The organism is Roseovarius sp. ZX-A-9 (genome assembly GCF_028369135.1).
Lineage (GTDB): Bacteria > Pseudomonadota > Alphaproteobacteria > Rhodobacterales > Rhodobacteraceae > Roseovarius.
In genome coordinates this window covers 61778-87537 of the sequence record NZ_JAPWHW010000004.1, presented here as the reverse complement: position 1 = coordinate 87537, position 25760 = coordinate 61778, and the positions used below count along the sequence as shown (strand labels likewise).

Here is a 25760-nt window from a genome sequence, read left to right as displayed (position 1 = left end):
CGGGAGTGGGCGGCGCCTCTTCGATGATCTGGGCGTTTGGTATCAGGTCTGCTAATTCAGGTTGGATGCCGAACGTGTCAAAGACAGGGTAAGTGACAGCGCCGATGGCAGACCTCTTCAAATGGTTGATGCGAATCGCCGGCGCGCTTGTGGTGTTGGCGATACTCGCGGTGATCGCGCTCTATTTCCTGCTGTCTCGATCCTTGCCCGATTATGACAAGACCCTGGAAGTGTCGGGCCTCACAGCCCCGGTAGAGATCGTGCGCGACAACGCCAACGTGCCGCATATCTTTGGCACGAAGGATGAAGGGGTTTTCTTTGGCCTTGGCTATGCGCATGCGCAGGACCGTCTGTGGCAAATGATCGTGCTGCGCCGGACGGCACAGGGGCGCTTGTCAGAGGTGTTCGGAGCCCGGACGCTGGCGGTGGACAAGCTGCTGCGCCGGTTCGACATCTACGGTGCGGCGCGCGCCTCGGTAGCGGCGCAGAACCCGGCGACCTTGTCGGCGCTGGAGGCTTATGCCGCAGGCGTCAACGCGCGGGTGGCCGAAATCAACGAGGCATCACTGGGACGCGGCGCACCCGAGATGTTCCTCTTCAATGCCCCGATGTCGCCCTGGGCCCCGGCAGACAGTATCGCGATCGTCAAGTTGATGGCGGTGCAACTGTCGGCGCAGATGAGCTACGAGGTGCGGCGCGCCCGAGTGTCGCTGATGCTGAAGGATCCCGCCCGTCTGGTCGATATCCTGCCCGACGCGCCGGGACCGGGTATCGCCGCCCTGCCCGACTATGCGCAATTGATGCCCGGGCTTGATCTGCCGCGCTACGCCGCTGGCATGCCGATGCCAACCGATCCGTTGTCGCCCTTCCCGCCGCCCGAACTCGCCGGAGCCTCAAACGCCTGGGCTGCCGCGCCGTCACGTTCGGCGGCGGGTGGCACGTTGCTGGCCAACGATCCGCATCTGGGCTTTTCCGCGCCCGCGATCTGGTATCTGGCGCGGCTGGAGCTGGAAAGTGGCGGCGTGATCGGCGGCACAATCCCCGGCGTGCCCGCCATCCTGACAGGCCGCAGCGAGCAGCTGGGATGGGGGATCACCTCGGCCTATCTTGATGATCAGGACGTCTATATAGAGCAGCTGAATCCTGAGAACCCACAGGAATATCTGACGCCAGACGGGTTCAAGCCGTTCAAGACGCGCCGTTCCATCATCAACATATCCGGCGAGAACCCGGTGACAATGACCCTGCGCTGGACCGACAATGGCCCGGTCCTGCCCGGCTCGCATTATGATCTGGGCACCGTGACGCCAAAGGGGCATGTGGCCTCGCTTGCATGGACGGCGCTCAGCCCGCGGGACACGACCATGAGCGCGGCGATGGCCCTCATGCGCGCCGGGACCGTAGGCGAAGCGCTGGAGGCTGGAGAGCTTTTCGTGGCGCCTGCACAGAACCTCACGGTGGTGGACCGCGAAGAGATCGCGATGAAGATGATCGGTGCCATGCCCCGTCGCAGCGCCGAGCATGAAAGTCAGGGGCGCCTGCCCACTCGCGGCTGGATCGCGGATAATCGCTGGCAGGGGTATTTCCCTTACTCGGCCAACCCCGCCTTCATGGCCCCCATCGGCGGCATATTGGGCAACACCAACAACAAGACGGTCGATCGTCCGTTTCCGCAGCATGTCAGCCATGTCTGGGGCGACACGCAACGTATCCACCGCTGGCAACGCCTGATGCAGAGCCGCCAGGTGCACACCCGCGACAGCTTTATCGAGGCGCAGCTGGATACGGTCAGTTTCACCGCCCGGTCGCTGTTGCCTCTGATCGGCGCCGACCTGTGGTTCACCGGTGAAAGTGCGCCCGAGGGGACCGCGCAGGAATTGCGTCAGCGCGCGCTGGCACTGTTGGCAGACTGGAACGGCGAGATGAACGAACACCTCCCCGAGCCGCTGATCTACGCCGCATGGCTGCGGGCGCTTCAGACCCGGCTGGCCAAGGATGAGCTGGGGCCGCTGATCAGCGAATTCACCCATCCCGATCCGGTTTTCATCGAGCGTGTGTACCGGGATGTGGATGGTGCTTCGGTCTGGTGTGACGTGGTGCAGTCCAGTCCGGTCGAGACCTGCACGGATATCGCGCGGCTGGCGCTTGATGATGCGCTGGTGTGGATCACCGACCGTTACGGTACGGCGCTGGAATCGCTGCGCTGGGGCGATGTGCATCAAGCCGTTCAGGACCACCCGGTGCTGGGCGATGTGCCTTGGGTGCGGTATTTCGTGAACATCCGGCAATCCACCTCGGGCGGTGACAACACGCTGCAACGGGGGCTGACGCGCGGCACGGGGCCGGATCCGTTCCAGAACGTGCATGGCGCGGGGTATCGCGGTGTTTATGACTTTGCCGATCCTGACAGCAGCGTATTCGTCATCTCCACCGGCCAGTCAGGGCATTTCCTCAGCCGCCATTATGACGACCTCGCGCAACTCTGGCGGCGGGGCGAATACATTCCGATGTCGCTCGACCCGCGCCTGGCGCGTGCGGCGGCAGTTGGCGTCACAACACTGACCCCCGCAAACCCATAAGTATGTTGCGGGTTGGCGGGTGATTGGCTGTGGTGAAAACCGGATTTAAGCGGAGCGCATAGAATTAAAGCAGGTGTCGATCCTGCGTTCAGGTCGTTACAGGGACTCGAATTTCGCCGCATCGCGGGCGGTCCAGCATACGGTCAGATCGAAACCGTCTTCGGTCTGAACCTCGTGCTCGACCAATCCGCGCTCGAAGAGCCACGCACGTTTGCGCCCCTCGTTGAATGGCAAATGCAGCAGCACTTCCTGAGTCTCGACCGTCAGCGCGGTTGCAATTCGCTGAATAAGTGCGACCATCCCCTCGCCCGTCACGGCCGAGATCGCCTGCACGTCTTCCAACCGCTCGGCGCGGGTCATCATTGCGGCGCGGTCATCATCGTCAAGCAGGTCGATCTTGTTCCAGATCTCGATCCGGGGCGTGTCCTCGGAAACATCGAGGCTCTCAAGGATGGCCTCGACATCGGCTTTCTGCGCCTCGGTTTCGGGGTGGGCAATATCGCGTACATGGCAGATCAGATCGGCGCTCAGCACTTCTTCCAGTGTCGCGCGGAAGGCTGCCACCAGTTCTGTCGGCAGGTCCGAGATGAAGCCGACGGTATCGCTCAGAATCACTTCGGGGCCGCCATCCGGCAACTCGACCCGCCGCATTGTCGGATCAAGAGTGGCAAAGAGCATGTCCTCTGCCAGAACCTCGGCGCCGGTGAGATGATTGAACAGCGTTGATTTACCCGCGTTGGTGTAGCCCACCAGCGCCACGATGGGAAACGGCACCTTGGCGCGCGCGGCACGGTGCAGAGTGCGCGTCTTGACGACCTTTTCCAGTTGGCGACGCAGACGCACCAGGTGATCGTCAATGGCGCGCCGGTCCGCTTCGATCTGCGTCTCACCGGGGCCGCCGACGAAGCCGAGCCCGCCACGCTGCCGTTCCAGGTGGGTCCATGCGCGGACCAGTCGCGTCCGCTGATAGCTGAGCGCGGCCATCTCGACCTGAAGCACGCCTTCGCGGGTGGCGGCGCGGTCGCTGAAAATTTCAAGGATTAGCCCGGTTCGGTCCAAGAGCTTCACGCCCCAAGCCTTCTCCAGATTGCGCTGCTGCACCGGTGTCACGGGGCCGTCAATCAGGACAAGCTCGATCTCTTCGGCCTCGAACTTGGCGCGCAGCTCTTCGATCTTGCCCTTGCCGAACAGCATGCCAGGATGGGCCTTTGGCAGCTTGACCACCGTACCGCCAAGCGCCTTGAGCCCCGGCAGCGCACGCGCAAGGCCCATTGCTTCTTCGAGCGCCAGCGCGGGTGTGCGGGCGGCCTCCTGGCGGGACCAGATATCAGGGTGCAGCACCCATGCGCGGGTGTCTACGGGGGTGTGATCCATCACGCGGGATCGTCACCACTGTACAGGTTGATCGGCTGTGAAGGCATGATGGTCGATACTGCATGCTTGTAGACAAGCTGCGACTGGCCGTCGCGGCGCAGCAGGATGCAGAAATTGTCGAACCATGTGATAACGCCCTGAAGTTTCACACCGTTGATCAGGAACACTGTAACCGGGGTTTTGGTCTTGCGCACCTCGTTGAGGAACGCGTCCTGTAGGTTTTGACGGTCAGAAGCCATATTTCCTCAATGCCTTTATTCTTGTGCGCGCGGCGGATCCGTGCCGGAAATCAAATTCACTAGCCAGTATGTCTTGCCCGCGAAGGAGTTTCCAGCCTAAAAATCAATTCCTTGACGGCGTTTGCCACCAACCCGTCTCAATCGCGCCACAGCGAGGGATTGATCAACGCGATGATCGCAAGGGTTTCGAGCCGTCCCAGCACCATAGCGGCGCACAGCACCAGCTTTGCCGCGGCTCCGATCTGGATCAGCACGATGGGTGAATCGCCGACAACCTGGGTCAACGGGCCGGTGGTCGAAAGGGTGGCAATCGACAGGATGAGCGCGGGCTCGAATCCGATACCCAACCCGCAGAGAATGACCGTGATCGCCGCCAGTGACAACGCGAAGAGCATGAAGAATATCCATGCCACGAAGGCGCCGTGCCGCCGGATACGACGACTGCGCGCGCCCGCACCACCCACCGAGGACGGGTGTACCAGCCGCTCCATTTCCCGCTGGCCATTGAGGTAGAGCGCATAGACCCGCAGCAGCTTGACCCCGCCAGCTGTGGTTGCGACCCCCCCGCCCACAAGCGACAGGCCCAGCAGGATCAGCCCCGGTGTCCCGAGGCCAGACCAGTCGCGCGCGGCCTCCCAATAGGCGCTCTCGAATCCGGTCGTGCTAAGAAAAGACAGCACGCTGAACATACCGCCCCAAAGAGCCGCGAAAGCCGACGGAAATTCTTCGAGCTGGTCCACTTCCAGCGCGCCCAGCCAATGTCGCAGGAAGAGCAGCAAGGGCACGCCGAGAACCAGCAGCATGCCAAGGCGGAATTCAGGGTCGTGGTGCAAACCGGGGCGCGCGGTGGTGATCGTGTCGGACGAAAATGTGAGCCGCGACAGCGCGAACATCATGAAAAAGAAGATGATCACCTCTCCGCCCAGGCCCGACCCGGCATTCTGCACCCCGTTCACGGCCGAAATGCCGCTGGTGGCCATGGTCGACATTGCATGCACCACCGCAACCAGCGGTCGGTCGCCGCTCAGCACCAGGAAGAGCCAGAGCGCTGCGGTCAGCGCGACATAGATCGGGCCCAACACATAGGTCGCTTGGCCCATCCGTTTGCCAACGTTTGCCCGCTCGAACCGGTCAAGGCGCGTGTCGCCCTGCCCCGGCTCGGCTGTCGCCGTGACTTCGAAGCCACCCAGATTGAGCGGCGCCAGCACTGCCGAGGCCGCAACCCACATCAGAAGACCGCCGAACCAGCCCACCATGCCCCGCCACAGATGCAGGCTGTCGCCCAGCCGCCCAGGCGTGTCGAACAGCGTCGCGCCCGTAGTCGTTAGCGACGAAACCATCTCGAAATAGGCGTTGAGAAAGCTGGTATTGCCCACAGCTTCGTAGAACGGCACGGCAAGAAACAGCGGCAGGAGGATGAAGGTTAGGCACAGCGACAGCAGGTTGCTCAGATCGCTGGCCTCGCCGCGCTGGACATTGCCACTGAGTGCGAGGCCGATCAACCCGACAACAGCCAACCCCAGAACGCCCGAATAGGCAAAGCTGCGCGAGACCGAGTGATCATCCTGCATCAGCGCGTGCAGCGCAGGCAGAAACATCGCGATTGCCGCAAAGCCTGCGAGAACCAGGATCAGCGGGAATCGCAGCAGGCGATTCGATATCGGGTTAGAAGAAATCAATCGAGACCTGAAGCAGCTGTTCGACCCGCGCCACATCCGCTGCCATGGCAAAGATCACGATGACGTCGCCTTCCTCGATGCGCATGCCGCCCGAGGGTTTGTGGATCTCCTTGCCCTTCTTTACGGCGCCGATCAGGACACCTTCGGGAAAATCGATTTCCCGGATCGCTGCGCCGGCTATGGAAGAGGTCGACATCACCTGTGCCTCGATCACTTCGGCCTCGGCATCACCGATGGAATAGACACCGCGCACGCGGCCATGGCGGATGTGCCGCAGGATCGAGCTGACCGTGGTGGCACGCGGGTTGATGTAGGCATCCACGCCGATGGGCTGCAAGAGCGGCACCAGCGTCGGGTCATTGACCAGACTGATGGCAAACGGACAGCCTTCAGATTTTGCCCGCACGGCGGCCAGCAGGTTGGTCTTGTCGTCGTCGGTCACGGCCAGCACGGCATCGGCGCGCGAAATGCCCGCCTCGTTCAGCAGCGCGCTGTCCAGCGCATCGCCGTTGAGAACGATGGTCCGCTCCAGCGCGTCGGCAGCACGTTCTGCGCAGGCGCGGTTGCGTTCGATCATCTTGGTACGGATACGCCGCCCGCTGTTTTCCAATGCGCGGGCCACGGCCAGCCCGACATTGCCGCCGCCCAGAATGACAAGGCGTTCCTGTTTCTGCGACTTCTTGCCGAAGACTTCCAAAGTACGCGGGATATCCTCGTTGGGGGCGAAGACATAGCACTCGTCGCCCACGAACAGCTGATCGCCCGCATTGGGCGCAAAGAGCCGCCCTTCGCGGCGCACGGCCAGCACCACCACGCGCAGCGTCGAGAAGAGATCGCTCAGCTGGCGCAACGGCGTGTTGACGACCGGGCAATCTTCTTCCAGGCGCAGCCCCATCAACTGGGCCTCGCCATCGAAAAACTTTTCGGTGTCAAAGGCCGCCGGTGCGGCAAGCCGCTGCAACGCGGCCTCGGCCACTTCCTTTTCCGGGCTGATCACCACGTCGATCGGCATGTGATCGCGGCGGTAGAGGTCGGAATAGATGGCGTCGAGGTAGGATTGGCTGCGCAGGCGCGCGATCTTGCGGCTGATCGCAAAGACCGAATGGGCGACCTGGCAGGTGACCATGTTCACCTCGTCCGAATGGGTGGCGGCGATGATCATGTCCGCGTCGCGCGCACCCGCCCGCTCCAGCACGTCAGGATAGCTGGCGAAACCCGCCAGGCCCTGCACGTCCAGCGTATCGGTGGCACGGCGCACCAGATCGGGATTGCTATCCACCACGGTAACGTCGTTGCGTTCGCCCGATAGATGGCGCGCGATCTGCCAGCCAACCTGGCCCGCGCCGCAAATGATAACTTTCATGTGACCCCTACGCCTTGCGCCTTGATCGGACTACAGGCATGGCAGAGGGGACTGGCGGGGTCAAATCAATTCAGATTCTCCCCGCAGGGCTCAGTCAGCCTCTTCTTCGGCAATCTTGGCCACGCGCGCGCCGGATTTGGCCGATGTGACCACCCCCAACGATTTCAGCTTGCGATGCAGCGCGCTGCGTTCCATCCCGACAAATTCGGCCGTCCGGCTAATATTGCCACCGAAGCGGTTAATCTGTGTCAGAAGATACTCGCGCTCGAACGCTTCGCGGGCCTCGCGCAGCGGCATGGTGGCCAGAGCACCGGCCAGAACGACGCGGCCATCCTCGGGTCCGCCGGCGTTTTCTCCCGGTAATTCATGCGCCTGGATCTCGCCTGTGCCTTCGCCGAGGATCAACACACGTTCGACCATATTGCGCAACTGGCGCACGTTGCCCGGCCAGGGCATCGTCTGCAGCAGGGCATTGGCCTCGCTGCTCAAACTGCGCAGCGGCAGGCCCTGCGTCTTGTTCAGCATCTCGATGAAGTAGCTCGCAAGCAACGGAATATCGTCGCGTCGTTCCTCCAGCGAGGGCACGCTGATCGGTACCACGTTGAGCCGATGATAGAGTTCGCGGCGGAACCGGTCGGCGGCGATTTCGGCCTCGAGGTCATGGCTGGTCGAGCTGATCACGCGCAGATCCACCTCGACCTTTTCCGATCCTCCGACGCGCAGAAACTGCTGGTCGACCAGCACGCGCAATATCTTGGACTGCGTGCCGGGCGGCATGTCGGCCACTTCGTCAAAGTAAATGATCCCGCCATTGGCCTCTTCCAGCAGGCCGGGCTCGATTCCGCGTTCTTCGCTTTCGCGGCCAAACAGCACCTCTTCCATGCGTTCCGCCTCGATCGAGGCACAGCCGACCGAAACGAACGGCGCCTGAGCCCGGTTCGAATTGACATGGATGTAACGCGCCGCCAATTCCTTGCCGCTGCCCGCAGGGCCGGTCAGCATGACCCGCCCGTTCGAGCGGGTGACCTTGTCCAGTTGGCTGACCAGCGCGCGAAACACGCTGCTTTCGCCGAGCATGTCCGCCGGTCCGGTCTCGCGCCGCTTGAGGCTGTTATTTTCGCGGCGCAGGCGGCTGGTTTCCATGCCGCGCCGGATAACCACCATCAACTGATCGATATTGAACGGCTTCTCGATGAAATCATACGCGCCCTGCTTGATGGCGGCGACGGCGATCTCGATGTTGCCATGCCCCGAAATGATCACGACCGGCACATCGGGGTAATCGCGCTTGACCGTCTTAAGGATGTCGATCCCATCCATGTTGCTGTCTTTAAGCCAGATATCGAGGATCAGGAGCGCGGGCGGCTGTTCGGCGATTTCGCTCATGGCGTCATCCGAATTGCCCGCCAGCCGGGTCGTATAGCCCTCGTCCTGCAGGATATCCGAGATCAATTCGCGAATATCGCGTTCGTCATCAACTATAAGAATATCGTTCATGGGTTTCCTCACACTGCCTCTGCGGCTTGATCTTTGCCACTGTCCGCTACTGTCAATTCAAGGGTGATGATGGCCATCGCCCCCCGTTGTGCCCCGTCAAAGAAAGGATCGGCATCCACCAGTTCCAGTTTGCCGCCGTGCTCTTCGATGATTTTCTTGACGATCGGCAGGCCCAGCCCGGTGCCCTTGTCGCGGGTTGTCACGTAGGGCTCGAACAGGCGCGACCGGTCTTCTGGCAGGCCGATACCGTTATCGGAGATGCGCAATTCGGCGCGCCCGTCGCGGCGCATGCTCTGGATGCGTATCGTCGGCTGAAAGCCATTTGGAGCCTGACCTTTTTCCACAATGGTTTCCGTGGCTTCACCGGCATTCTTTATAAGGTTCGTCAGGGCCTGACTAATCATCGTTGCGTCCACATCGGCCCACAGATCGTCATCGACGAAATCGGTCTCGAATGTCACATCGGGCTGGCCCGCTTCCTGCAACAGCGTGGCCTCGCGCAGCAGTCGGGTCAGGCTCTCGGCTTTGCGCTGCGGTTCTGGCATGCGGGCGAATTTCGAGAATTCATCAACGATGCGCCGCAGGTCGTCGGTCTGGCGGACGATCACATCCGTCAGTTGCGCCAGATCGGCGGCGTCCTTTTCCCCTAGCAGTTTCGAGAACTTGCGCCGCGTGCGTTCTGCCGACAGCTTGATCGGCGTCAGCGGGTTCTTGATCTCGTGGGCGATCCGGCGCGCGACATCGCCCCAGGCAGCCATGCGCTGTGCGCTGACCAGATCGGTCACATCGTCAAAGGCCACTACATAGCCTTCGCGCCGCCCGGCCTCACTGCGCCGGGTGGAAATGCGCACCAGCAGATGTTCCTGCGTGCCGCCGCGCGTCACCCGTACCTCATCCTGAACAAAGCCGTTGGCGCTGCGTTTGAGCCGCTCAAAGAGCTCGGAAAACTCGGGCACGGCCACAGACAGGTCCACCGATTGGCGGTCCTCCTGCCAGGCAAGCAGCCGCTCGGCCGCGCGGTTGACGAAGGTCACGCGCCCTTTGGCATCAAGCCCGACAACCCCGGAAGAAACGGACCCGAGCACCGAATCAAACAGTCTGCGACGCCGCTCGATCTGTTCGGTATTGGTCAGCAGTTTGGCGCGCTGTGCCTTCAGTTGCCGGGTCATCTGGTTGAAATAAGTGCTGAGTTGGGCAATCTCGTCATTGCCCTCTTCCTCACGGACTTGGACATCCAGATCGCCTGCGCCGACACGCTGTGCCGCGCTGGTCAGGCGCCCCACGGGCCGCGCCAGACGTTCGGCGAACCACAAGCCCAGCCAGACAGCGGCCAGAATCAGGATCACGGCGAAGCCGAGGTAGAGCAGCCCGAATTCGAACAGCACCCTGCCCCGCTCGCTTTCTCGCTGTTGATAGAAAACCGCGGTTTCCTTGGTTTCGTCCAGCAGGTTCAGGATGTCGCCGTCTACATTGCGGCTGACATAAAGAAACCTGTCGGGGATGGTTCGCAGTGGCAGAAGGGCGCGAAACTCGTTGTTGTCCCAGTCCTGAATGACGATGACATCCTCTTCCAAAGCGCGCTGGATCTGCTCTGGTGTCGGTTCTTCGAAATCAAAGAGGTAAGAACTTTGGCCGCGGGCGCGAATTTCGCCGGTCCCGTCGATTACGAAAGCCTCGCGCAGCCCGCGCTGGATTTCGCGTTGGCCTTCCGACAGGACCTTGCGGATGTCGCCGTCATCCAGAAACACTGTCGCGCGCTTGGTGGCGTTGATGATCGAGGCCAGCACCTTTGCGTCGGTGATCAAATCGCGCCGGTGTTCCTCTTCGTAAGCTTCGGCAGCCGCGACCGAATTGCTGACCACGCGTCCGACACGGTCCGAAAACCACGCCTCAAGCCCCATGTTGACCGACAGTGTGGCGAAAACCGCGACCGTCACCGTGGGCAAGAGCGCCATGATCGCGAACACACCCGTGAGGCGAAGGTGCAGGCGCGATCCAGCCGATTGGGCGCGCCGGGCGGTGATCATCTGGACCACCCGCTGCAAGACCAGCGCCGCGACGATGATCACATAGACCAGATCGGCCAGAAGGACGACGCGCAGACCGTTGGATTGTGCGCCTTGTTCAAGCGGCCCCATCACCAGGAACGTGACCAGCGCCAGAATAGGTCCGAGAACGACCAGGCCGAGCGTCGCGACGTTCTGGAAACGCTGCCAACGCCGCAACCTGACGATCCGGTCCCAAGTCGAAACGCGTGTCCTGGTTGCCACCAGCTCCCCCCCGCTCCTGATGCATGCGCACATGCCATCCCACAACATCTTGTGACGTTGACGGGCAGTGCCCCTTTTGCGCCACAGGCCTGTTGCGGTTTTACATCAATTTGCGGCGGCGTGTCACGCGAATATCAAGATCAGTGATTTTCTTGCGCAACGTATTGCGGTTGATGCCCAGCAGATCGGCGCATTTGGCCTGATTTCCCCCTGTCGCATCCAGCGCGATCTCGATCAGGGGTAGTTCCACTTCGCGCAGGATGCGCAGGTAAAGCCCGGCTGGAGGCAGCATCTCTCCGTGCAGGTCGAAATACCGTTGCAGGTGTTGCGCCACCGAACTGGCCAGCCTTTCAGGATCGCCCGGCCCCAACACCGGCGCGGCGGCGGGTTGATTTCCCAGCACGGCGGCGACCTCTTCACGGCTGATCTCGTCGGTGCGCGCGGTAAGCCCCATGTGCCGCACGGCATTCTCCAACTGGCGCACATTGCCCGGCCAGCTATAGGTCCGCATCATTGCCAGCGCCGTATCGGACACCCGCCGCGCCGGAGCGCCATCATTTTCGGATTTCTGCAGGAAATGCATGGCCAGTAGCGGAATATCGTCGACTCGTTCGCGCAGGCTCGGCACGTCGATCACGGCGCCGCCAAGCCGGTAGTAGAGATCGTCGCGCATCTCGCCCGGCCGGGGCTGGCGCGCCTGGATGGTTGCCATGAAACGCGGCCGGCTATCGGCCGGCATATCCATCATCCGCACCACCCGGCCTTGCGCGGCATCGTCCAGATCGGCAACTTCGTCCAGCACGATGGTGCCGCCCTTGGCCCGCGCCATGATGCGTGCAGGTCCGTCGAGATCGACCAGATCGGCAGGGCTGACCGTGACAAAGGGCAATGAGCGCCGGTCCGAGAAATCATGGATCGCCCGCGCGATCAGCGATTTTCCGGTGCCCGATTCGCCAGTGATCAATACCGGCAGATCCGCGTTCATCACCTTGGCCACCACACGGTAGAGCGCCTGCATCGCGGCGGTTTGCCCGATCAGCGGCAGATCGTCGGGGCGCTCGTGCTCTTCGCGCCCGGTCTGGCCCGTGCGCTTGCTACAGCTCGCCAGCGCGCGCGCGGTGCGCTTCATCAGGTCAGGCAGGTCAAACGGCTTGGGCAGGTAGTCATAGGCTTCGGCCTCGGCGGCCTTGATCGCGGTCATGATGGTGTTCTGGGCGGAAATCACGATGACCGGCATGCCGGGGCGGTCTTGGGCGATCTTGGGCAGCATCTCGAGCCCGTTGCCATCGGGCATGACCACGTCCGAGATCACCACATCACCGCGTCCTTCGGCGACCCAGCGCATCAGCGTGGTCAGCGACGATGTCGCATGAACCTTGCAGCCCGCGCGGGTCAGCGCCTGCGTCAGTACCGTGCGGATCGTGCGATCATCATCAGCGACAAGAACCGTGCCGTCCATCAGGTATTCTCCTCGTCAAGTTTCGGCGCGCGGGCCAGCGAAATGCGAAAGACCGTGCGCCCGGGCACCGAGGTGACGGATATCCAGCCGCCGATCTCGGAAATGATCTTGGCCGCCAACGCCAGACCGAGGCCGGTGCCATTTTCGCGCCCGGATACGAACGGGTCAAAGACGTCATCGGCAATGTCCGGCGGCAGGCCCGGGCCGTCATCGACAACCTCGATCTGCAAGGGCAGCGAACGCCCGGCACCATCGGCATCGCGCAGGCGTAGCGATTGCTCATAATAGGTGTGCAGCGTGATCGTCCCGCCCCGCCCGCCAGCCGCCTCGGCTGCGTTCTTGAGCAGGTTCTGCACCACCTGAAGCAGTTGATCGGGATCGCCCCATGCAGGTGGCAGCGAGGGGTCGTAGGCCTCGACCACGGTCATGTCGGCGGCAAAGCCCAGCAATGCGGATCGCCGGGCGCGGTCCAGCACGTCGTGGATATTCACCGCTTGCAGGCGCGGTGCGGTCACATTGCCGAATTGCTCAACCTGATCGAGGATGCCGACAATCCTGCGGCTTTCGCTCACGATCAGGTCGGTCAGTTCCAGATCCTCGGCCCCCAGCCCCATCGACAGCAACTGCGCCGCCCCGGTGATGCCTGCCAGAGGGTTCTTGATCTCATGGGCCATCATCTCGGCCATGCCGATGGCCGATTTGGCCGCAGATTTCACCGAATGGTTCTGCGTCATCCGCCCAGCTAACTCACGCGGTGACACCAGCATCAACATCTGCCCCGATGCCCCGCCCAGTGGCGCGATCTGCAGGTTGCATTGCAACGGTGCCCGGCTGCCGGTGCCCACATCCACATCGTTGACAAAAAGCGGCGTGCCGACCTGCCGGGCGCGGGCATAGGCCTCTTCCAAAGGAGCGTCGACCATCAGCGTATCCCAGACCGGCACGCCGACAAGCGCGCGGGAAGAGGAATTCAGGAACCCTTCGGCCGCCGGGTTGATCCGGGCTATGCGGTCCTGGGCGTCGAGGATCAGACCAGGTACTGGCAGTGCCGCCCAGATCGCGTCATCCGCCCCGGTCATGCCGCTTCCTCCTGTGGCATGGTTAGTGCCTCGGGCAACAGGGTCAGCACCTCTGCGGGCGCGCGGCTGGTCAGGATGCGGCGGCGCATTTCAGCTCCGGCACCGGCGTCGTCCAGATACCAACCCAGATGTTTGCGTGCGACGCGCAGCCCCAGATCGGTGCCGTAAAACCCCAGCATCGCCTCGTAATGCCCCGCGACCATGTCGGCCAAAGCGGCGCCCTGCGGTATGTTGGGCGAGGGCGTGTCATGCAGCGCATGTGCCACCTCGGCCAGCAGCCAGGGCCGCCCCTGCGCGCCGCGCCCGATCATCACGCCATCCGCACCGGACTGGGCCAGCGCCCGGCGGGCCGCGGCCGTATCTGTGATATCGCCGTTGGCGATCACGGGAATGCTCACCGCGTCCTTGACCGCGCGGATCGCGGCCCAGTCGGCGCGGCCCTTGTAGAACTGGCAGCGCGTGCGCCCGTGGATGGTGATCATCACGACACCCGCATCTTCGGCGCGGCGGGCCAACTCGGGCGCGTTCAGCAGCGTATCATCCCAGCCCAGCCGGGTCTTGAGCGTGACGGGAACATCTACCGCGCCGACCACGGCCTCGATCAGGCTGAGCGCGTGATCAAGATCCTTCATCAGCGCCGAGCCGGAGGCCCCTGCGCCGCTGGCGCTGGTCACGCGTTTGGCCGGGCAGCCCATGTTGATGTCGATCAGGCGCGCGCCGTTGGCGCAGGCCATGCGCGCGGCCTCGGCCATCCAGTAGGCCTCGCGCCCGGCCAGTTGCACCGCGCTCGCCGCCTGCCCAAAGCCCAATTCGGCGCGCTCGCGTACGCCCGGCTTTGCCTGAACCATTTCCTGGCTTGCCACCATTTCGCTGATCACGAGCCCCGCACCAAAGCCCGCAACCAGCGTGCGAAACGGCAGATCGGTGATTCCCGCCAGCGGCGCCAGCAGAACTGGCGGCGTCAGGGTCATGTCTGGCAGCTTCAGGTGCAAATGCTCAATCCTTGTGCAATGCGGGCTTTCTACCTGTGGAAGTTATGGGCGGCAATGAATGCTGGGGCATTTTGGCTGGTCTCAGAACCTTTCCGCCTAAATTTTGAGCATCCGTCACGGTCATTGCACAGGCCGCGCCGACCGCGCTATCACAGCCAACATGATCGTCGCAGCCATCATCGTAGCCGCCGGACGTGGCACCCGCGCGGGCGGGCCGGTGCCAAAACAATGGCAACCGCTTGCCGGTCGACGTGTGATCGACTGGACGCTCGACCGCTTTCGGGCACATCCGCGCATCGCACGCTTGGTGCTGGTGCTCCACCCGGATGACATGGCGGATTGGCCGCACGTACCGGGGATCGAGGTCGTCGCTGGCGGTGCCACGCGCAGCGCCTCGGTGCGCAATGGTCTGGAGCATCTGGCGTCCAGCGACGTGACACATGTTCTGATCCATGATGTCGCCCGCCCCTGCACGGCGCCCACCACCATCGATGCTGTTGCCGATGCGCTGGAACATGCCGTTGCCGCCGCCCCTGCACTGCCGGTGACCGATGCGCTCTGGCATGGACAGGCCGACCGCGTGACCGGCACGCAGGACCGCACAGGGCTTTACCGCGCGCAAACGCCGCAAGGGTTTGATCTTGCTGCGATTCTCGAGGCGCACCGCGACCACCCCGATCCTGCCACAGACGATGTGGCCATCGCCCGTGCTGCCGGGCTTGACGTGGTGATCGTGCCGGGCGATGAAACCAACCTGAAGATCACTCATCCCGGTGATTTCGCACGCGCAGAGGCGCATCTGGGGAAACCTATGGATATTCGTATCGGCAATGGCTACGACGTGCACCGGTTTGGCCCCGGCGATCACGTCATGCTCTGTGGTGTCGCGGTCCCGCATGAGCGCGGGTTGCAGGGCCATTCGGATGCTGATGTCGGGCTGCACGCGTTGACGGATGCAATCTATGGTGCGCTGGCCGAAGGCGATATCGGTCGTCACTTTCCGCCCAGCGATCCGCAATGGAAGGGCGCTGAGAGCCTCATTTTTCTGCGCCATGCGGTTGCGCTGGCATCTGAAAAGGGGTTCAGTATCAGCAATATGGACCTCACTCTTATCTGTGAACGGCCCAAGATCGGGCCACACGCCGCCGCGATGCAGGCGGCAGTGGCCGAGATTACCGGCCTCGCGCCAGAGCGTATTTCGGTCAAGGCGACCACATCCGAACGTCTGGGCTTTACCGGGCGCGAAGAAGGCATCGCCGCCATCGCCACCGCCGCACTGGTCAAACCATGAGGGTTGCAACATTCATCGCCACGGTCGGCGGCGTCGGCCATTTGCGCCCCGCACCCGGTACATGGGGGTCGCTCATAGCGCTTCCCATGGCCTGGCTGATCCATGTCATTGGTGGCCCTTGGCTGTTGGCGATTGCCATTATTGCGGCATTTATCATGGGCATATGGGCCACATCTCAGGTCACGCGTGGGAGTGAGAATCATGACCCGTCCGAGGTGGTCATTGACGAAGTCGCGGGCCAGTGGATCGCCCTTCTGCCGTTGTCTTTCGGGGCCTGGCATGCGGGGGCTGCTATCACTGCGCTTTGGCCCGGTTGGGTGGCTGCCTTTCTGCTCTTTCGCCTGTTCGACATTGCCAAGCCCAGCCTGGTTGGGTGGGCCGACCGGCGTAACGACGCGTTGGGTGTGATGCTGGATGATGTGATTGCCGGCGTCTTTGCGGCGATCGGCGTCGTGGCCTTCGCTGCGCTGTTCCACGGAGTGTTGGGCCTGTGAGCGCCTCGGCGGTTCTGAACGCAGCCCGCGCGGCAGGTCTGCGGATCGCCACCGCAGAGAGCTGTACCGGCGGCATGGTTGCCGCCGCCCTGACGGATATTCCGGGCAGCTCTGATGTGGTTGAAAGAGGCTTTGTAACCTATTCGAATACCGCGAAAATAGAGATGCTGGGCGTATCTCCTGAAACGTTGGAGCGCTTCGGCGCGGTCTCTGAAGAAGTGGCTTCCGAAATGGCCTCGGGAGCGCTGGCGCATGCCCATGCCGAATTGGCCGTGTCGGTCACCGGGATCGCCGGGCCGGGCGGCTCCGAACACAAGCCCGAAGGCCGCGTCTGCTTTGGTCTGGCGCGATCTGGCTCACCTGTCAGCACCGAAACACAAGAATTCGGGCCACTGGGGCGCGCCGCGGTACGGCAGGCAGCCTGCGACTACGCGCTCGCCCTGCTGTTGCGAGCGGCGTCCTGAGCAATGCGGTCAGCCGTATAGATCGGCTGCGCGCGCCTCGAACGCACGCACGATCCGCTGCATCGCCTCGTAGAAGAACAGCCCGCCTGCCTTTTGCAGCAAGAGGTTGCGAAACTCGAAATCGACCTTGAACGATACGTCGCAGCCTGCGTCCGTATCGGTGAATTTCCAGTTTGAGATCATGTATTTGAACGGCCCATCGAGATATTCTGTATCGATGGTCCGTGCCTCGGGGCGCAGCACGACCCGGCTGGTGAAACGCTCGCGGAATACCTTGAAACTGATCACCAGATCGGCGGTCATCACCTCGCTGCCATCATCCTGCGGGGTGACCGTCCGGACGCGCGCGGCGGCGGTCCAAGGCAGAAACTCCGGATAACGCGCAACATCGGCCACCAGGTCGTACATTTGCTGCGCCGTGTATGGCAGGTGGCGGGTTTCGGAATGGCTAGTCAAGAGAGCCTCGGTTTTCGCGTGACAGGAGGTGTCGTTGTCTTAGACTGACGGCAAAACTTCAAGGGGGCCTCATGGGCGAAAAACCTTATGTGATCGACCAGATGATTTCAGCCAAGTCGATTGCCGCACGGATCGAGGAATTGGCCCGCGAGATAACGACCGAGTTCGCGGAAACCGAGAAACTGGTGGTCGTCGGCCTGCTGCGCGGGTCGTTCGTGTTCATCGCCGATCTGGTGCGCGAGCTGCCGCTGCCCGTCGAAGTCGACTTTGTCGAGACCTCGTCTTATGGCAACGCGATGGAGAGCAGCCGCGAGGTCCGTATCCTCAAGGATCTGCGCGGCGATATCGAAGGGCGGGACGTGCTGGTTGTCGAGGATATCGTGGATACCGGTCATACGCTCGCGCATGTGCTGACGCTTCTCCAGAGCCGCAAACCGCGCAAGCTGCGCACCATCGCGTTGCTGGACAAGCCGTCGCGCCGCGAGGCCGCCATCAAGGCGGATTGGACCGGCTTCGAGATCCCCGATGAATTCGTCGTGGGCTACGGCATCGACTACGCACAGCGCAACCGTAACCTGCCCTATATCGGCAAGGTGCGGTTTACCGAAACATGATCCATCTGCCATGAACACCCGCTGGTTGCTCAGAATGGCCCGCTGGGCGCAGAACCCGCCCAGTGCGAGGAAGGTCATGTTCGTCTTTGGAATCGTGGCGGTTTGCCTCGCGCTGGCGGCGTTCGAGCATTTTTATGGCTGGCCGGACGCGCTGACCCCGAACCGCGATGTGCATCGCGGCTACAAACCCTGAAGTCTGTCACACTGCAAGAGGGGGAAAGTGGCGCGGTTGACGGGGCTCGAACCCGCGACCCCCGGCGTGACAGGCCGGTACTCTAACCAACTGAGCTACAACCGCGCGTGAGGGGTGGATTAGGCCAAGCGCGCGGGGCAGTCAATGCCCCAAAGGACAGAAAAACCATGCAAGTGCGCAATTTTTCAAAGACATGCCGATGCCATGCAAATGGCTTCGGCTGTCAGTGTCTGAATGTCCGGAAAATGCAGCGGTGGCGCGGTTGACGGGGCTCGAACCCGCGACCCCCGGCGTGACAGGCCGGTACTCTAACCAACTGAGCTACAACCGCCCACTGCACGCTCTGATCAGAGCGTCCGATGGGTTTAGTAGGGGCGCGCGGCGCCGTCAAGCGCAGAGGCGCAGCTTGCGTCGGTAAAATGTCGGTATTGCGTCGGTGCTGCGTAGGTTTGCCGGCAGGGAGGAAAGAGCGGCCTGTCCGCGAATCTGCTTTCGGCATTTCGCTATGCGATACGCCCGTCACTGATCGTTGGTACTTGTGGAGGCCGGGCCTTTTGCCTTGCAAAAGGCGTTTGGTGGGTGATGAGAGGCTCGAACTCCCGACATCTTCGGTGTAAACGAAGCGCTCTACCAACTGAGCTAATCACCCTGCCAACCGCCTCATAACCGGGAGCGCAAAGTCGTGCAAGAGGGGCTGTGGTTTTGTGTCGATTTCCGTGCGTCTGGCTTGGGCTACGCCTGGGGTTCCAGCAAGGTTTCAACCCCGCCGCGCAGCAGGAAGACACAGCCCTGACGATTCGGGAGCGCGGCCATTCCGGCACGATCAAGCCCGCAGACCAGCCCGCGCATCACCTGCCCCAGCAATCCGTGAGAGACGACAATCGCGGGGCCATCCAGCGAGTCCAGAAAGCGGCGCACCCGTGCCTGAAGAATATCGAATCCCTCGCCGTCGGGTGCGGCGGCATAGATGTCCAGATCAAAGCCGCCTTGTGGCAAGTCCGCCTTCAGGCAGCCTTCCCAGGCGCCGGTTCCGACCTCGGCCAGATCGGGATTGATTTCATAGGGCAGCCCCGGCATCGCAATCTCGGCAGTTGCCCGCGCGCGCCCCAGTGGCGAGACATGAATCGCCCCGCCAGCCGCCAGAACCTTGGGCACGATGGGCGCGACGATCGTCGCCTGCTGCGCCGCCTGCGCCCGGCCCCGCGCCGTCAGATCAGAATCACGGCGGCCCTGAATGCGCCCTTCGCGGTTCCACAAAGTTTCACCATGACGCAGAAACCAGATGTCGGGATAGTCAGGCAAGGATCAGGGCTTTCATCAAAGGCGTTGCGTCTGGGATGGGGGATGATCGCCCCGACGCACCGGCGATTTAGGGCCGTGCGCGGCATTGCGCGTTGTGAAACGCCCGCCGCTGATCATCGGGTGAACAAGGAACCTTGCACATGTAGCGGGCGAAAGATTTTTGGTGGGTGATAAGAGATTTGAACTCCTGACATCTTCGATGTGAACGAAGCGCTCTACCACTGAGCTAATCACCCGCCGGGCGCTTTTTAGCGTCACTCGGCAGGGTCTGCAATACTCTCTTTCACATCGAATGCACCAGCCACATGCGGCTTTTTCTGACGGATCTTGGCGATGATGATCCGCGCGGTCGGGGTTTCCTTGGTCCGGTTCTGCTTGACCTTGCCCAAGGGGGGCAGATTGAGTTCCCGACCCTCGGCCAGCGCCTCGCCGAGGACGGCGATCATCGCTTCCACGACCGGTTTGGCATATTTCTTCTTGATCTCGGAGCGGTCGACGACCCGTGCCAGCAGCTCCTGCTTTTTCATCTCGAGTTCCGCCGCCGGCGTATCAGGTGCGACGGCCGGTGCCGGGATGCCGGAGACCGTGGCGGGCTTGACGTCGTCCGGACGCTTGGCCGCCTTGGCGCGGGGCGGTTTTGGCACGCCGGGTTTCAACCGCATCTTGGCGGGTGGTTTCGGGTTCTTGGACCGGGATGCGGTTTTCGCGGTTGTTGAAGCCTCGTCTGCCGGTTTCTTGTGGGTTTTCATTGCCTGCGCCCCATTGTTTCTGCTCTGGAAACAGATTACCGGCAAAGCCCGAAAATAGCGAGCGTTTGTTGATATCCCGGCCCGCCTGCAGATAATTTGGCAACATGGATTTCTTGCGCGATTATCTGAGAGATCACGCCCTTTCAGGCGCGCGCGCCGCCCTGCCCTGCCGCCCTGTCAGCGCCCTTTGAACAATCCGCCAAGGATGCCGCGCACGATCCGTCGCCCGGTGGTGCCTTTCATCTCCTTGATCACGGCGCCGCTGATGGCCTTGCCGAACTGGCTGCCGAATCCTTCATCGCGCGAGGACGAGCGGCTGACACGTTTGCCGGAATAGCGCCGCCCGGCGTTGAATTCGCGCTCTGCCGTGTTTTGCTCTTCTGCCGCTTCTTCTGCGGACTGCGCGTCCTGCGCGGCAGCCTCGGCGCGGCTCTTGAGGATCTCGTAGGCTGAGCGACGGTCGATCAGTGTTTCGTATTTGCCCGCGATGGGCGATGCGGCGATGACCTGCTTGCGCTGTGCCGGATCAATCGGGCCGAGTTTCGACGATGGCGGACGGATCAGCGTGCGCTCGACGATGCCCGGCGCGCCCTTCTTCTCGAGCATCGAGGTCACGGCCTCGCCCACGCCCACATCGCGGATCGCATCGACGGTGCTGAACCGGGCATTGGGCCGGTAGGTTTCGGCTGCGCGGTTCAACGCCTTGCGGTCGCGGGCGGTAAAGGCGCGCAGCGCGTGCTGCACCCGGTTGCCCAACTGCCCGAGGATGTCTTCGGGCACGTCATCGGGGTTCTGGGTGATGAAATAGACGCCGACGCCCTTGGAGCGGATCAGGCGCGCGACCTGCTCGACCTTGTCCACAAGCGCCTTGGGCGCATCGTCAAACAGCAGATGTGCCTCGTCGAAAAAGAAGACCAGCTTGGGTTTGTCCGGGTCGCCTACCTCTGGCAGTGTCTCGAAGAGTTCGGACAACAGCCACAGCAGGAAAGTGGCATAGAGGCGCGGAGCGCCCATCAGCCGGTCGGAGGCCAGAATACTGATCCGCCCGCGACCGTCGGGGTCGCATTGCATCAGGTCGGCCAGTTCCAGCGCCGGTTCGCCAAAGAGCGCGGCGCCCCCCTGGTTCTCCAGCACCATCAACTGCCGCTGGATCGCGCCCACGGATTGCGGCGAGACGTTGCCATAGCGCAGCGACAGCGCATCGCGGTTCTCGCCCACCCAGACCAGCAGCGCCTGAAGATCCTTGAGGTCCAACAGCGGCATGCCCTCTTCGTCCGAGACGCGGAAGGCGATGTTCATGATGCCTTCCTGGGCGTCGGTCAGTTCCATCAGGCGGCTGAGCAGCAGCGGCCCCATTTCGGCCACGGTGGTGCGAACCGGATGCCCCTGCTGACCGAAGAGATCCCAGAAGGTGACGGGGAACGCCTCGTAGCGGTAATCGGTAAAGCCGATCGTCGCGGCACGGCTGGTGAATGCGTCGTGCAGCTTGAAATCCACGCTGCCGGCTGCGGCCAGACCCGACAGATCGCCCTTCACATCCGACAGGAATACAGGAACACCCGCCGCCGAGAAGCCCTCGGCCAGGATTTGCAGGGTCACTGTCTTGCCCGTGCCGGTGGCGCCCGCGATCAGGCCGTGACGGTTGGCATAGTCCAGGCGCAACCCCTGCTTGATGCCATAATCCGGCCCGCCGCCGCCGATAAAGACCTTGTTTTCCAATATTCTGCCCCCTGAATTTGCCCCACCGCGCGGGCTGAACATACTAACTTAACCAATTCCCGCCAGTCTAAAAGGGCCCCGGCGCCGCATGTCCTCCTGGTGTCACGGGGTGACTTCCTCCCTGTCAGACTGGCCGTGCCTTTGGGTGCAGCCCTTTTTCGCGGACAAAAAGCTTGTATTTTGACTGTTGACGGAGTTTTCGATCTGCCCTAGCGTTCGGTGTTAGTTTAGGTCGGCCGAGTCCGGCAGGGAGAAAAGATAGGGAGGGGCCGTTTCGGCCCCTTTCTTTTATCGTTCCTCCCTGCCCTTTGCCCCGCATTCCGCCGCTTTCCGGGACGCGCAGAAAAGGCAGCAGAATTCCGCCTTGTGGCGCTGACGGGACTGCGATTTACTCACTGACAGTGGCGACGCGACATGTTAGATCGCCATTGATTTCACATGATAGACGGGAACGCTATGCCCAGATCACTTTCGATATTGTCCTTTGCGCTGGCCGCGACCCTTGGCCACGCGGCACTGGCCCAAGAGGCCACAACGACCGAACCAGCGGCAGCCCCTGCCGCAGAAACCACCGATGCAGCCGATACCCCGACCGAGGGTGATTCGGAATTTGCCACCGGTCGCGAAGTCGCCGCCGAAGAGGACCTGACCTACACCAAGGAAACCTTTGGGGACTGGAGCGTGCGCTGCTTCCGTGCACAAGAGGGCGAAGATCCCTGCCAGCTCTACCAATTGCTGACCGAGGCGCAGGGCAACCCCGTCGCCGAGTTCAGCATTTTCGACATCAAGGATCAGGGCGCGGCAATCGCAGGCGGCACGATCATCGTTCCGCTCTTTACCCTGCTGACCGAAGAGCTGAAGATTTCCGTCGATGGTGGCAATCCCAAGAGCTACCCCTACCGGGTCTGCACCGAGGCGGGCTGTATCGCCCAGATCGGCCTGACCAAGGAGGATATTGACTCCTTCAAGCGCGGCGTGAAAGCCACCATGACGCTGGTGCCTGCACAGGCCCCGGATCAGAAGGTGCGCATCAACGTGTCGCTGAAAGGGTTCACCAAGGGCTTCGACGCGGTTTCCACGGCTGACAACTGATACGCGTCCCGACGTAATCGCTCAAAATAGCGGCCCGGCCCTGAAATCTCAGGGCCGGGCCGTTGCATTTTGGAGAGGTGATAGGCGCGCTGTGCTGCACGCGAATCTGGCAGGCGCGCGTCAGACGCCGCGCAGAGCCAGCACGGCGTTGAGGCCGCCAAAGGCGAACGCGTTCGAGAGCGCCACGTCTACTTCTCGTTCGCGTGCCTCATTGGGCACGATATCCAGCGCGCATTCCGGGTCCGGCTCTTCGTAGCCGATGGTCGGCGCGATCACGCCGTCGCGCACTGCCATGATGCAGGCCAGCAATTCCACCGCGCCGGTGCCACCGATCAGGTGGCCGTGCATGGATTTGGTCGAGGACATCATCAGCTTGTCGGCATGAGCGCCGAAGACATCGGCCACCGCCGCGCTTTCGGTCTTGTCATTGGCGGCCGTGCCGGTGCCGTGGGCGTTGATGTAACCCACTTGCTCGGGGTTGATCCGCGCGTCCTGCATCGCACCCGCGATTGCACGCGCAGCTCCCGGCTTGGACGGCATCACGATATCGGAGGCGTCCGAGGTCATGGCATAGCCGATCACTTCGGCCAGAATCTCGGCGCCGCGCTTCTTGGCGTGCTCGTATTCCTCGAAGACAAAGATGCCGGCGCCTTCGCCCTGCACCATGCCGTTGCGGTTGGCGGAGAACGGGCGGCAGGCATCGCGCGACATCACGCGCAGCCCTTCCCATGCCTTGACCCCGCCAAAGCACAGCATCGATTCAGAACCGCCGGTGACCATCGCGGGTGTCACGCCGCCATGCACCATCTGAAAGGCCTGCGCCATCGCGTGATTGGAGGACGCGCAGGCGGTCGACACGGTAAAGCTGGGGCCCTTGAGATTGAACTCCATCGACACATGGCTGGCAGCGGCGTTGTTCATCAGCTTGGGCACGACAAAGGGATGCACCCGGTTCTTGCCCTCTTCGTAGACGGCGCGGTAATTGTCATCGAGCGTGGTCATGCCGCCGCCGGAATTACCAAGGATCACCCCGGCGCGTGCCGCCAGTTCGCCCGAGAATTCCAGCCCCGACTGCGCGATCGCCTCGCGGGCGGCGATCAGCGTGAACTGCGTGAACCTGTCATAAAGCGACAGTTGCTGACGGTTGAAGCGCGTTTCGGGCTCGTAGCCGCGCACCTGGCCGCCGATGCGGATCTGCAGGCGTTCCACATCGCGGCATTCCAGCGGGCCGATTCCGCAGCGACCTTCGCGCATCGCCTCCAACGTGGTGGCGACATCATGGCCCAGCGAATTGATGGTGCCCGCGCCGGTGATGACGACCCGCTTCACGACTGCTCTTTCACCAGGGCTCCGATACCGGCGACGATGCTGGCAACGGAGGAAATGTCAAAATCGCTTTCTTTCGGATCATTTGCATTGAAGGGTATGTTGATGTCGAACTCTTCCTCGATGGCGAAAATACTCTCGACGAGACCCAGGCTGTCGATCCCCAACTCTTCCAGCGTGCTGGTGAGAGAGATGTCGGAAGGTTCGAGCACGGCCTGCTCTGCGATTATGGCAATCACCCTGTTCTGAATGTCGCTCATGTTTCTTGCTTCCTTTTCGGCAAACTCGCCGCATTTCCATGGCATTCGAAAACCGCATTGATGCGCAATGTGGCATCGTCAGCCTGACAGCGGTCATGTGTCGCGGTTATGACGGGGGACCACATTGGCGGCCCGACCGGCTTCACGAACGCTTAATCGCTCTGCTTTGGCTTGAAAACCGCTTTCTTGATCTCCGCGACGTCGGCAAACAGGCGCCCGAGCCGCCGCATGCGTTTGTACATCTCGACATGGACATCCATCTTTACCGCCGGATAGCCCATCATCGCGCGCCCGGCGGGCACATTGCTGATCACACCGGAGCCGCCACCGATGATGGCGCGATCCCCGATGAATGTGTTGTCGGCCACTGCCGAGCGTCCGCCCAGAACCACGTGATTGCCAACTGTCACCGACCCCGCCAGCCCGGCCATGCCGCAAATGAGCGTATCGGTCCCGACGATGCAGTTATGGCCGATCATCACCACTGCATCGAGTTTGGTCCGGTCGCCGATCACCGTGTCGCGGATCGTGCCGCGGTCGATCACCGTGTTCGCGCCGATCTCGACGTCATCGCCGATGCGCACCGAGCCAAGGCTGTGAATGCGCGAGTAGGATTGCGCGCGGGTTTCGCTCTGATCGCCCAGCGTCTCGCGCACCTTTTCAACGGCGGACAGTTCGGCGGTGACAAAGCTGAACCCGTCGCCGCCCAGAACTGCGCCAGGATGGATGATCACGCGCGCGCCAACATGCACGCGCGCCGTGATGCGTGCGCCTTCGCGAATCTTGCAATCCGCACCAATCACGGCATCGGCACCGATGCTGACATGCGGGCCGATCCGGGAATTGGCACCGATCCGCGCGCGCGCTCCGATGACCGCGAGCGGGCCAATCTGAACGTCTGCGCCCAGCTCGGCCGTTGGGTCGATGATCGCAGAGGGGTGAATGCCATCGCCCCAGCCATCGCCGGGGTCCATCATCGCCGTCAATGCGGCCATTGCGTAGCGCGGGCGCGGCACGAATATCGCCGCCTCCAGCCCCAACGCCTGCCAGTCGGCGCCTTCCCACAGCATTGCTGCGCGGGCCGCGCCCTTGGGCAGGTCCTCGGCATAGGCAGGTTTGTTGGCCAGCGCCAGATCGCGCGGCCCGGCATCGGCAGGCTCCGCAGCGCGGTCTATCTCGATATCGCAGGCCCCCACGGCTTTCGCCCCGAGCGCCTGTGCAATCTGATCAATCGTGTAGGCCATCCGGCTCCCCCTGGTGTCGGCGGAG

At 62.5% G+C, this 25760-nt stretch carries 23 protein-coding genes and 4 tRNA genes; 7 read left to right on the top strand and 20 right to left on the bottom strand.

The features are described 5' to 3' along the window. Positions 1-104: 104 nt before the first annotated feature. The gene (locus O3306_RS05440; protein ID WP_272004336.1) at positions 105-2579 is read left to right on the top strand and encodes a penicillin acylase family protein; all 2475 of its coding nucleotides are present in this window, start codon (positions 105-107) and stop codon (positions 2577-2579) included. A 96-nt stretch (positions 2580-2675) separates the two neighbouring features. On the opposite strand, the gene hflX is transcribed toward O3306_RS05440, so the two are convergent. From hflX to dusB, 9 genes are all read right to left on the bottom strand, one after another. Then, positions 2676-3953, bottom strand: coding sequence for a GTPase HflX (gene hflX, locus O3306_RS05435; protein WP_272004334.1), 1278 nt, complete (start codon positions 3951-3953; stop codon positions 2676-2678). Then, positions 3953-4192, bottom strand: coding sequence for an RNA chaperone Hfq (gene hfq, locus O3306_RS05430; protein ID WP_272004332.1), 240 nt, complete (start codon positions 4190-4192; stop codon positions 3953-3955). The genes hflX and hfq overlap by 1 nt, the downstream gene beginning before the upstream one ends. A 137-nt stretch (positions 4193-4329) precedes the next feature. After that, entirely contained in the window at positions 4330-5790 is a 1461-nt protein-coding gene (locus tag O3306_RS05425; protein WP_272004330.1) for a TrkH family potassium uptake protein, read from the bottom strand. A 67-nt stretch (positions 5791-5857) separates the two neighbouring features. Continuing rightward, the gene (gene trkA, locus O3306_RS05420; RefSeq protein ID WP_272004329.1) at positions 5858-7234 is read right to left on the bottom strand and encodes a Trk system potassium transporter TrkA; all 1377 of its coding nucleotides are present in this window, start codon (positions 7232-7234) and stop codon (positions 5858-5860) included. Between the two features lie 90 nt (positions 7235-7324). Continuing rightward, positions 7325-8731 carry a nitrogen assimilation response regulator NtrX gene (ntrX, locus tag O3306_RS05415; protein WP_272004327.1) on the bottom strand — a complete coding sequence of 469 codons (1407 nt, stop codon included), beginning with the start codon at positions 8729-8731 and terminating at the stop codon, positions 7325-7327. A gap of 8 nt (positions 8732-8739) precedes the next feature. After that, positions 8740-11001, bottom strand: coding sequence for a sensor histidine kinase (locus O3306_RS05410; RefSeq protein ID WP_272004325.1), 2262 nt, complete (start codon positions 10999-11001; stop codon positions 8740-8742). A gap of 100 nt (positions 11002-11101) precedes the next feature. Next, complete coding sequence (locus O3306_RS05405; RefSeq protein ID WP_272004323.1) at positions 11102-12460, bottom strand: response regulator; 1359 nt, start codon at positions 12458-12460, stop codon at positions 11102-11104. Then, a complete protein-coding gene (locus O3306_RS05400; protein ID WP_272004321.1) occupies positions 12460-13539 on the bottom strand; it encodes a two-component system sensor histidine kinase NtrB in 1080 nt (359 codons plus the stop codon). Before O3306_RS05400 ends, O3306_RS05405 begins: the two co-directional genes overlap by 1 nt. Further along, positions 13536-14510 (bottom strand): tRNA dihydrouridine synthase DusB, encoded by a 975-nt coding sequence (dusB, locus tag O3306_RS05395; protein WP_442969979.1) that lies wholly within the window; start codon positions 14508-14510, stop codon positions 13536-13538. The genes O3306_RS05400 and dusB overlap by 4 nt, the downstream gene beginning before the upstream one ends. A 181-nt stretch (positions 14511-14691) precedes the next feature. Here dusB and O3306_RS05390 point away from each other — a divergent pair, with 181 nt between their 5' ends. Genes O3306_RS05390 through O3306_RS05380 form a run of 3 tightly spaced genes read left to right on the top strand, consistent with a single transcriptional unit; the run spans position 14692 to position 16780 of the window. Continuing rightward, complete coding sequence (locus O3306_RS05390) at positions 14692-15822, top strand: bifunctional 2-C-methyl-D-erythritol 4-phosphate cytidylyltransferase/2-C-methyl-D-erythritol 2,4-cyclodiphosphate synthase (protein WP_272004317.1); 1131 nt, start codon at positions 14692-14694, stop codon at positions 15820-15822. Beyond that, complete coding sequence (locus O3306_RS05385) at positions 15819-16316, top strand: phosphatidylglycerophosphatase A family protein (protein WP_272004315.1); 498 nt, start codon at positions 15819-15821, stop codon at positions 16314-16316. The genes O3306_RS05390 and O3306_RS05385 overlap by 4 nt, the downstream gene beginning before the upstream one ends. Beyond that, positions 16313-16780 carry a CinA family protein gene (locus tag O3306_RS05380; protein WP_272004313.1) on the top strand — a complete coding sequence of 156 codons (468 nt, stop codon included), beginning with the start codon at positions 16313-16315 and terminating at the stop codon, positions 16778-16780. Before O3306_RS05385 ends, O3306_RS05380 begins: the two co-directional genes overlap by 4 nt. Positions 16781-16789: 9 nt before the next feature. Here O3306_RS05380 and O3306_RS05375 read toward each other — a convergent pair whose 3' ends face one another. Then, the gene (locus O3306_RS05375) at positions 16790-17236 is read right to left on the bottom strand and encodes a type II toxin-antitoxin system RatA family toxin (RefSeq protein ID WP_272004311.1); all 447 of its coding nucleotides are present in this window, start codon (positions 17234-17236) and stop codon (positions 16790-16792) included. A 71-nt stretch (positions 17237-17307) separates the two neighbouring features. On the opposite strand from O3306_RS05375, the gene hpt reads away from it, so the two are divergent. Continuing rightward, positions 17308-17850: a hypoxanthine phosphoribosyltransferase gene (gene hpt, locus O3306_RS05370; RefSeq protein WP_272004309.1), complete on the top strand. Its 543-nt coding sequence runs from the start codon at positions 17308-17310 to the stop codon at positions 17848-17850. Positions 17851-17860: 10 nt separating this feature from the next. Further along, positions 17861-18043: a hypothetical protein gene (locus O3306_RS05365; RefSeq protein ID WP_272004307.1), complete on the top strand. Its 183-nt coding sequence runs from the start codon at positions 17861-17863 to the stop codon at positions 18041-18043. Positions 18044-18071: 28 nt separating this feature from the next. Here the strand turns inward: O3306_RS05365 and O3306_RS05360 are convergent. From O3306_RS05360 to O3306_RS05330, 7 genes are all read right to left on the bottom strand, one after another. Further along, positions 18072-18148: transfer RNA gene (locus O3306_RS05360), tRNA-Asp, on the bottom strand. Positions 18149-18297: 149 nt separating this feature from the next. After that, a tRNA-Asp gene (locus tag O3306_RS05355) sits at positions 18298-18374 on the bottom strand. 242 nt (positions 18375-18616) lie between these two features. Beyond that, positions 18617-18692, bottom strand: a tRNA-Val gene (locus O3306_RS05350). 83 nt (positions 18693-18775) lie between these two features. Then, positions 18776-19345: a histidine phosphatase family protein gene (locus tag O3306_RS05345; RefSeq protein ID WP_272004305.1), complete on the bottom strand. Its 570-nt coding sequence runs from the start codon at positions 19343-19345 to the stop codon at positions 18776-18778. A 161-nt stretch (positions 19346-19506) separates the two neighbouring features. Beyond that, positions 19507-19581: transfer RNA gene (locus O3306_RS05340), tRNA-Val, on the bottom strand. An 18-nt stretch (positions 19582-19599) separates the two neighbouring features. Continuing rightward, positions 19600-20094, bottom strand: coding sequence for an HU family DNA-binding protein (locus O3306_RS05335; RefSeq protein WP_272004303.1), 495 nt, complete (start codon positions 20092-20094; stop codon positions 19600-19602). Between the two features lie 177 nt (positions 20095-20271). Further along, positions 20272-21855: a helicase HerA-like domain-containing protein gene (locus tag O3306_RS05330; RefSeq protein ID WP_442969975.1), complete on the bottom strand. Its 1584-nt coding sequence runs from the start codon at positions 21853-21855 to the stop codon at positions 20272-20274. 414 nt (positions 21856-22269) lie between these two features. Between O3306_RS05330 and O3306_RS05325 the strand changes: the two genes are divergently transcribed. After that, entirely contained in the window at positions 22270-22905 is a 636-nt protein-coding gene (locus O3306_RS05325) for an invasion associated locus B family protein (protein ID WP_272004299.1), read from the top strand. Between the two features lie 120 nt (positions 22906-23025). Here the strand turns inward: O3306_RS05325 and O3306_RS05320 are convergent, their stop codons facing one another. From O3306_RS05320 to lpxD, 3 genes are all read right to left on the bottom strand, one after another. Then, complete coding sequence (locus tag O3306_RS05320) at positions 23026-24234, bottom strand: beta-ketoacyl-[acyl-carrier-protein] synthase family protein (RefSeq protein WP_272004297.1); 1209 nt, start codon at positions 24232-24234, stop codon at positions 23026-23028. Continuing rightward, positions 24231-24491: an acyl carrier protein gene (locus O3306_RS05315; RefSeq protein WP_272004295.1), complete on the bottom strand. Its 261-nt coding sequence runs from the start codon at positions 24489-24491 to the stop codon at positions 24231-24233. Before O3306_RS05315 ends, O3306_RS05320 begins: the two co-directional genes overlap by 4 nt. Positions 24492-24643: 152 nt before the next feature. Beyond that, complete coding sequence (gene lpxD, locus O3306_RS05310) at positions 24644-25735, bottom strand: UDP-3-O-(3-hydroxymyristoyl)glucosamine N-acyltransferase (protein WP_272004293.1); 1092 nt, start codon at positions 25733-25735, stop codon at positions 24644-24646. Positions 25736-25760: the final 25 nt, after the last annotated feature.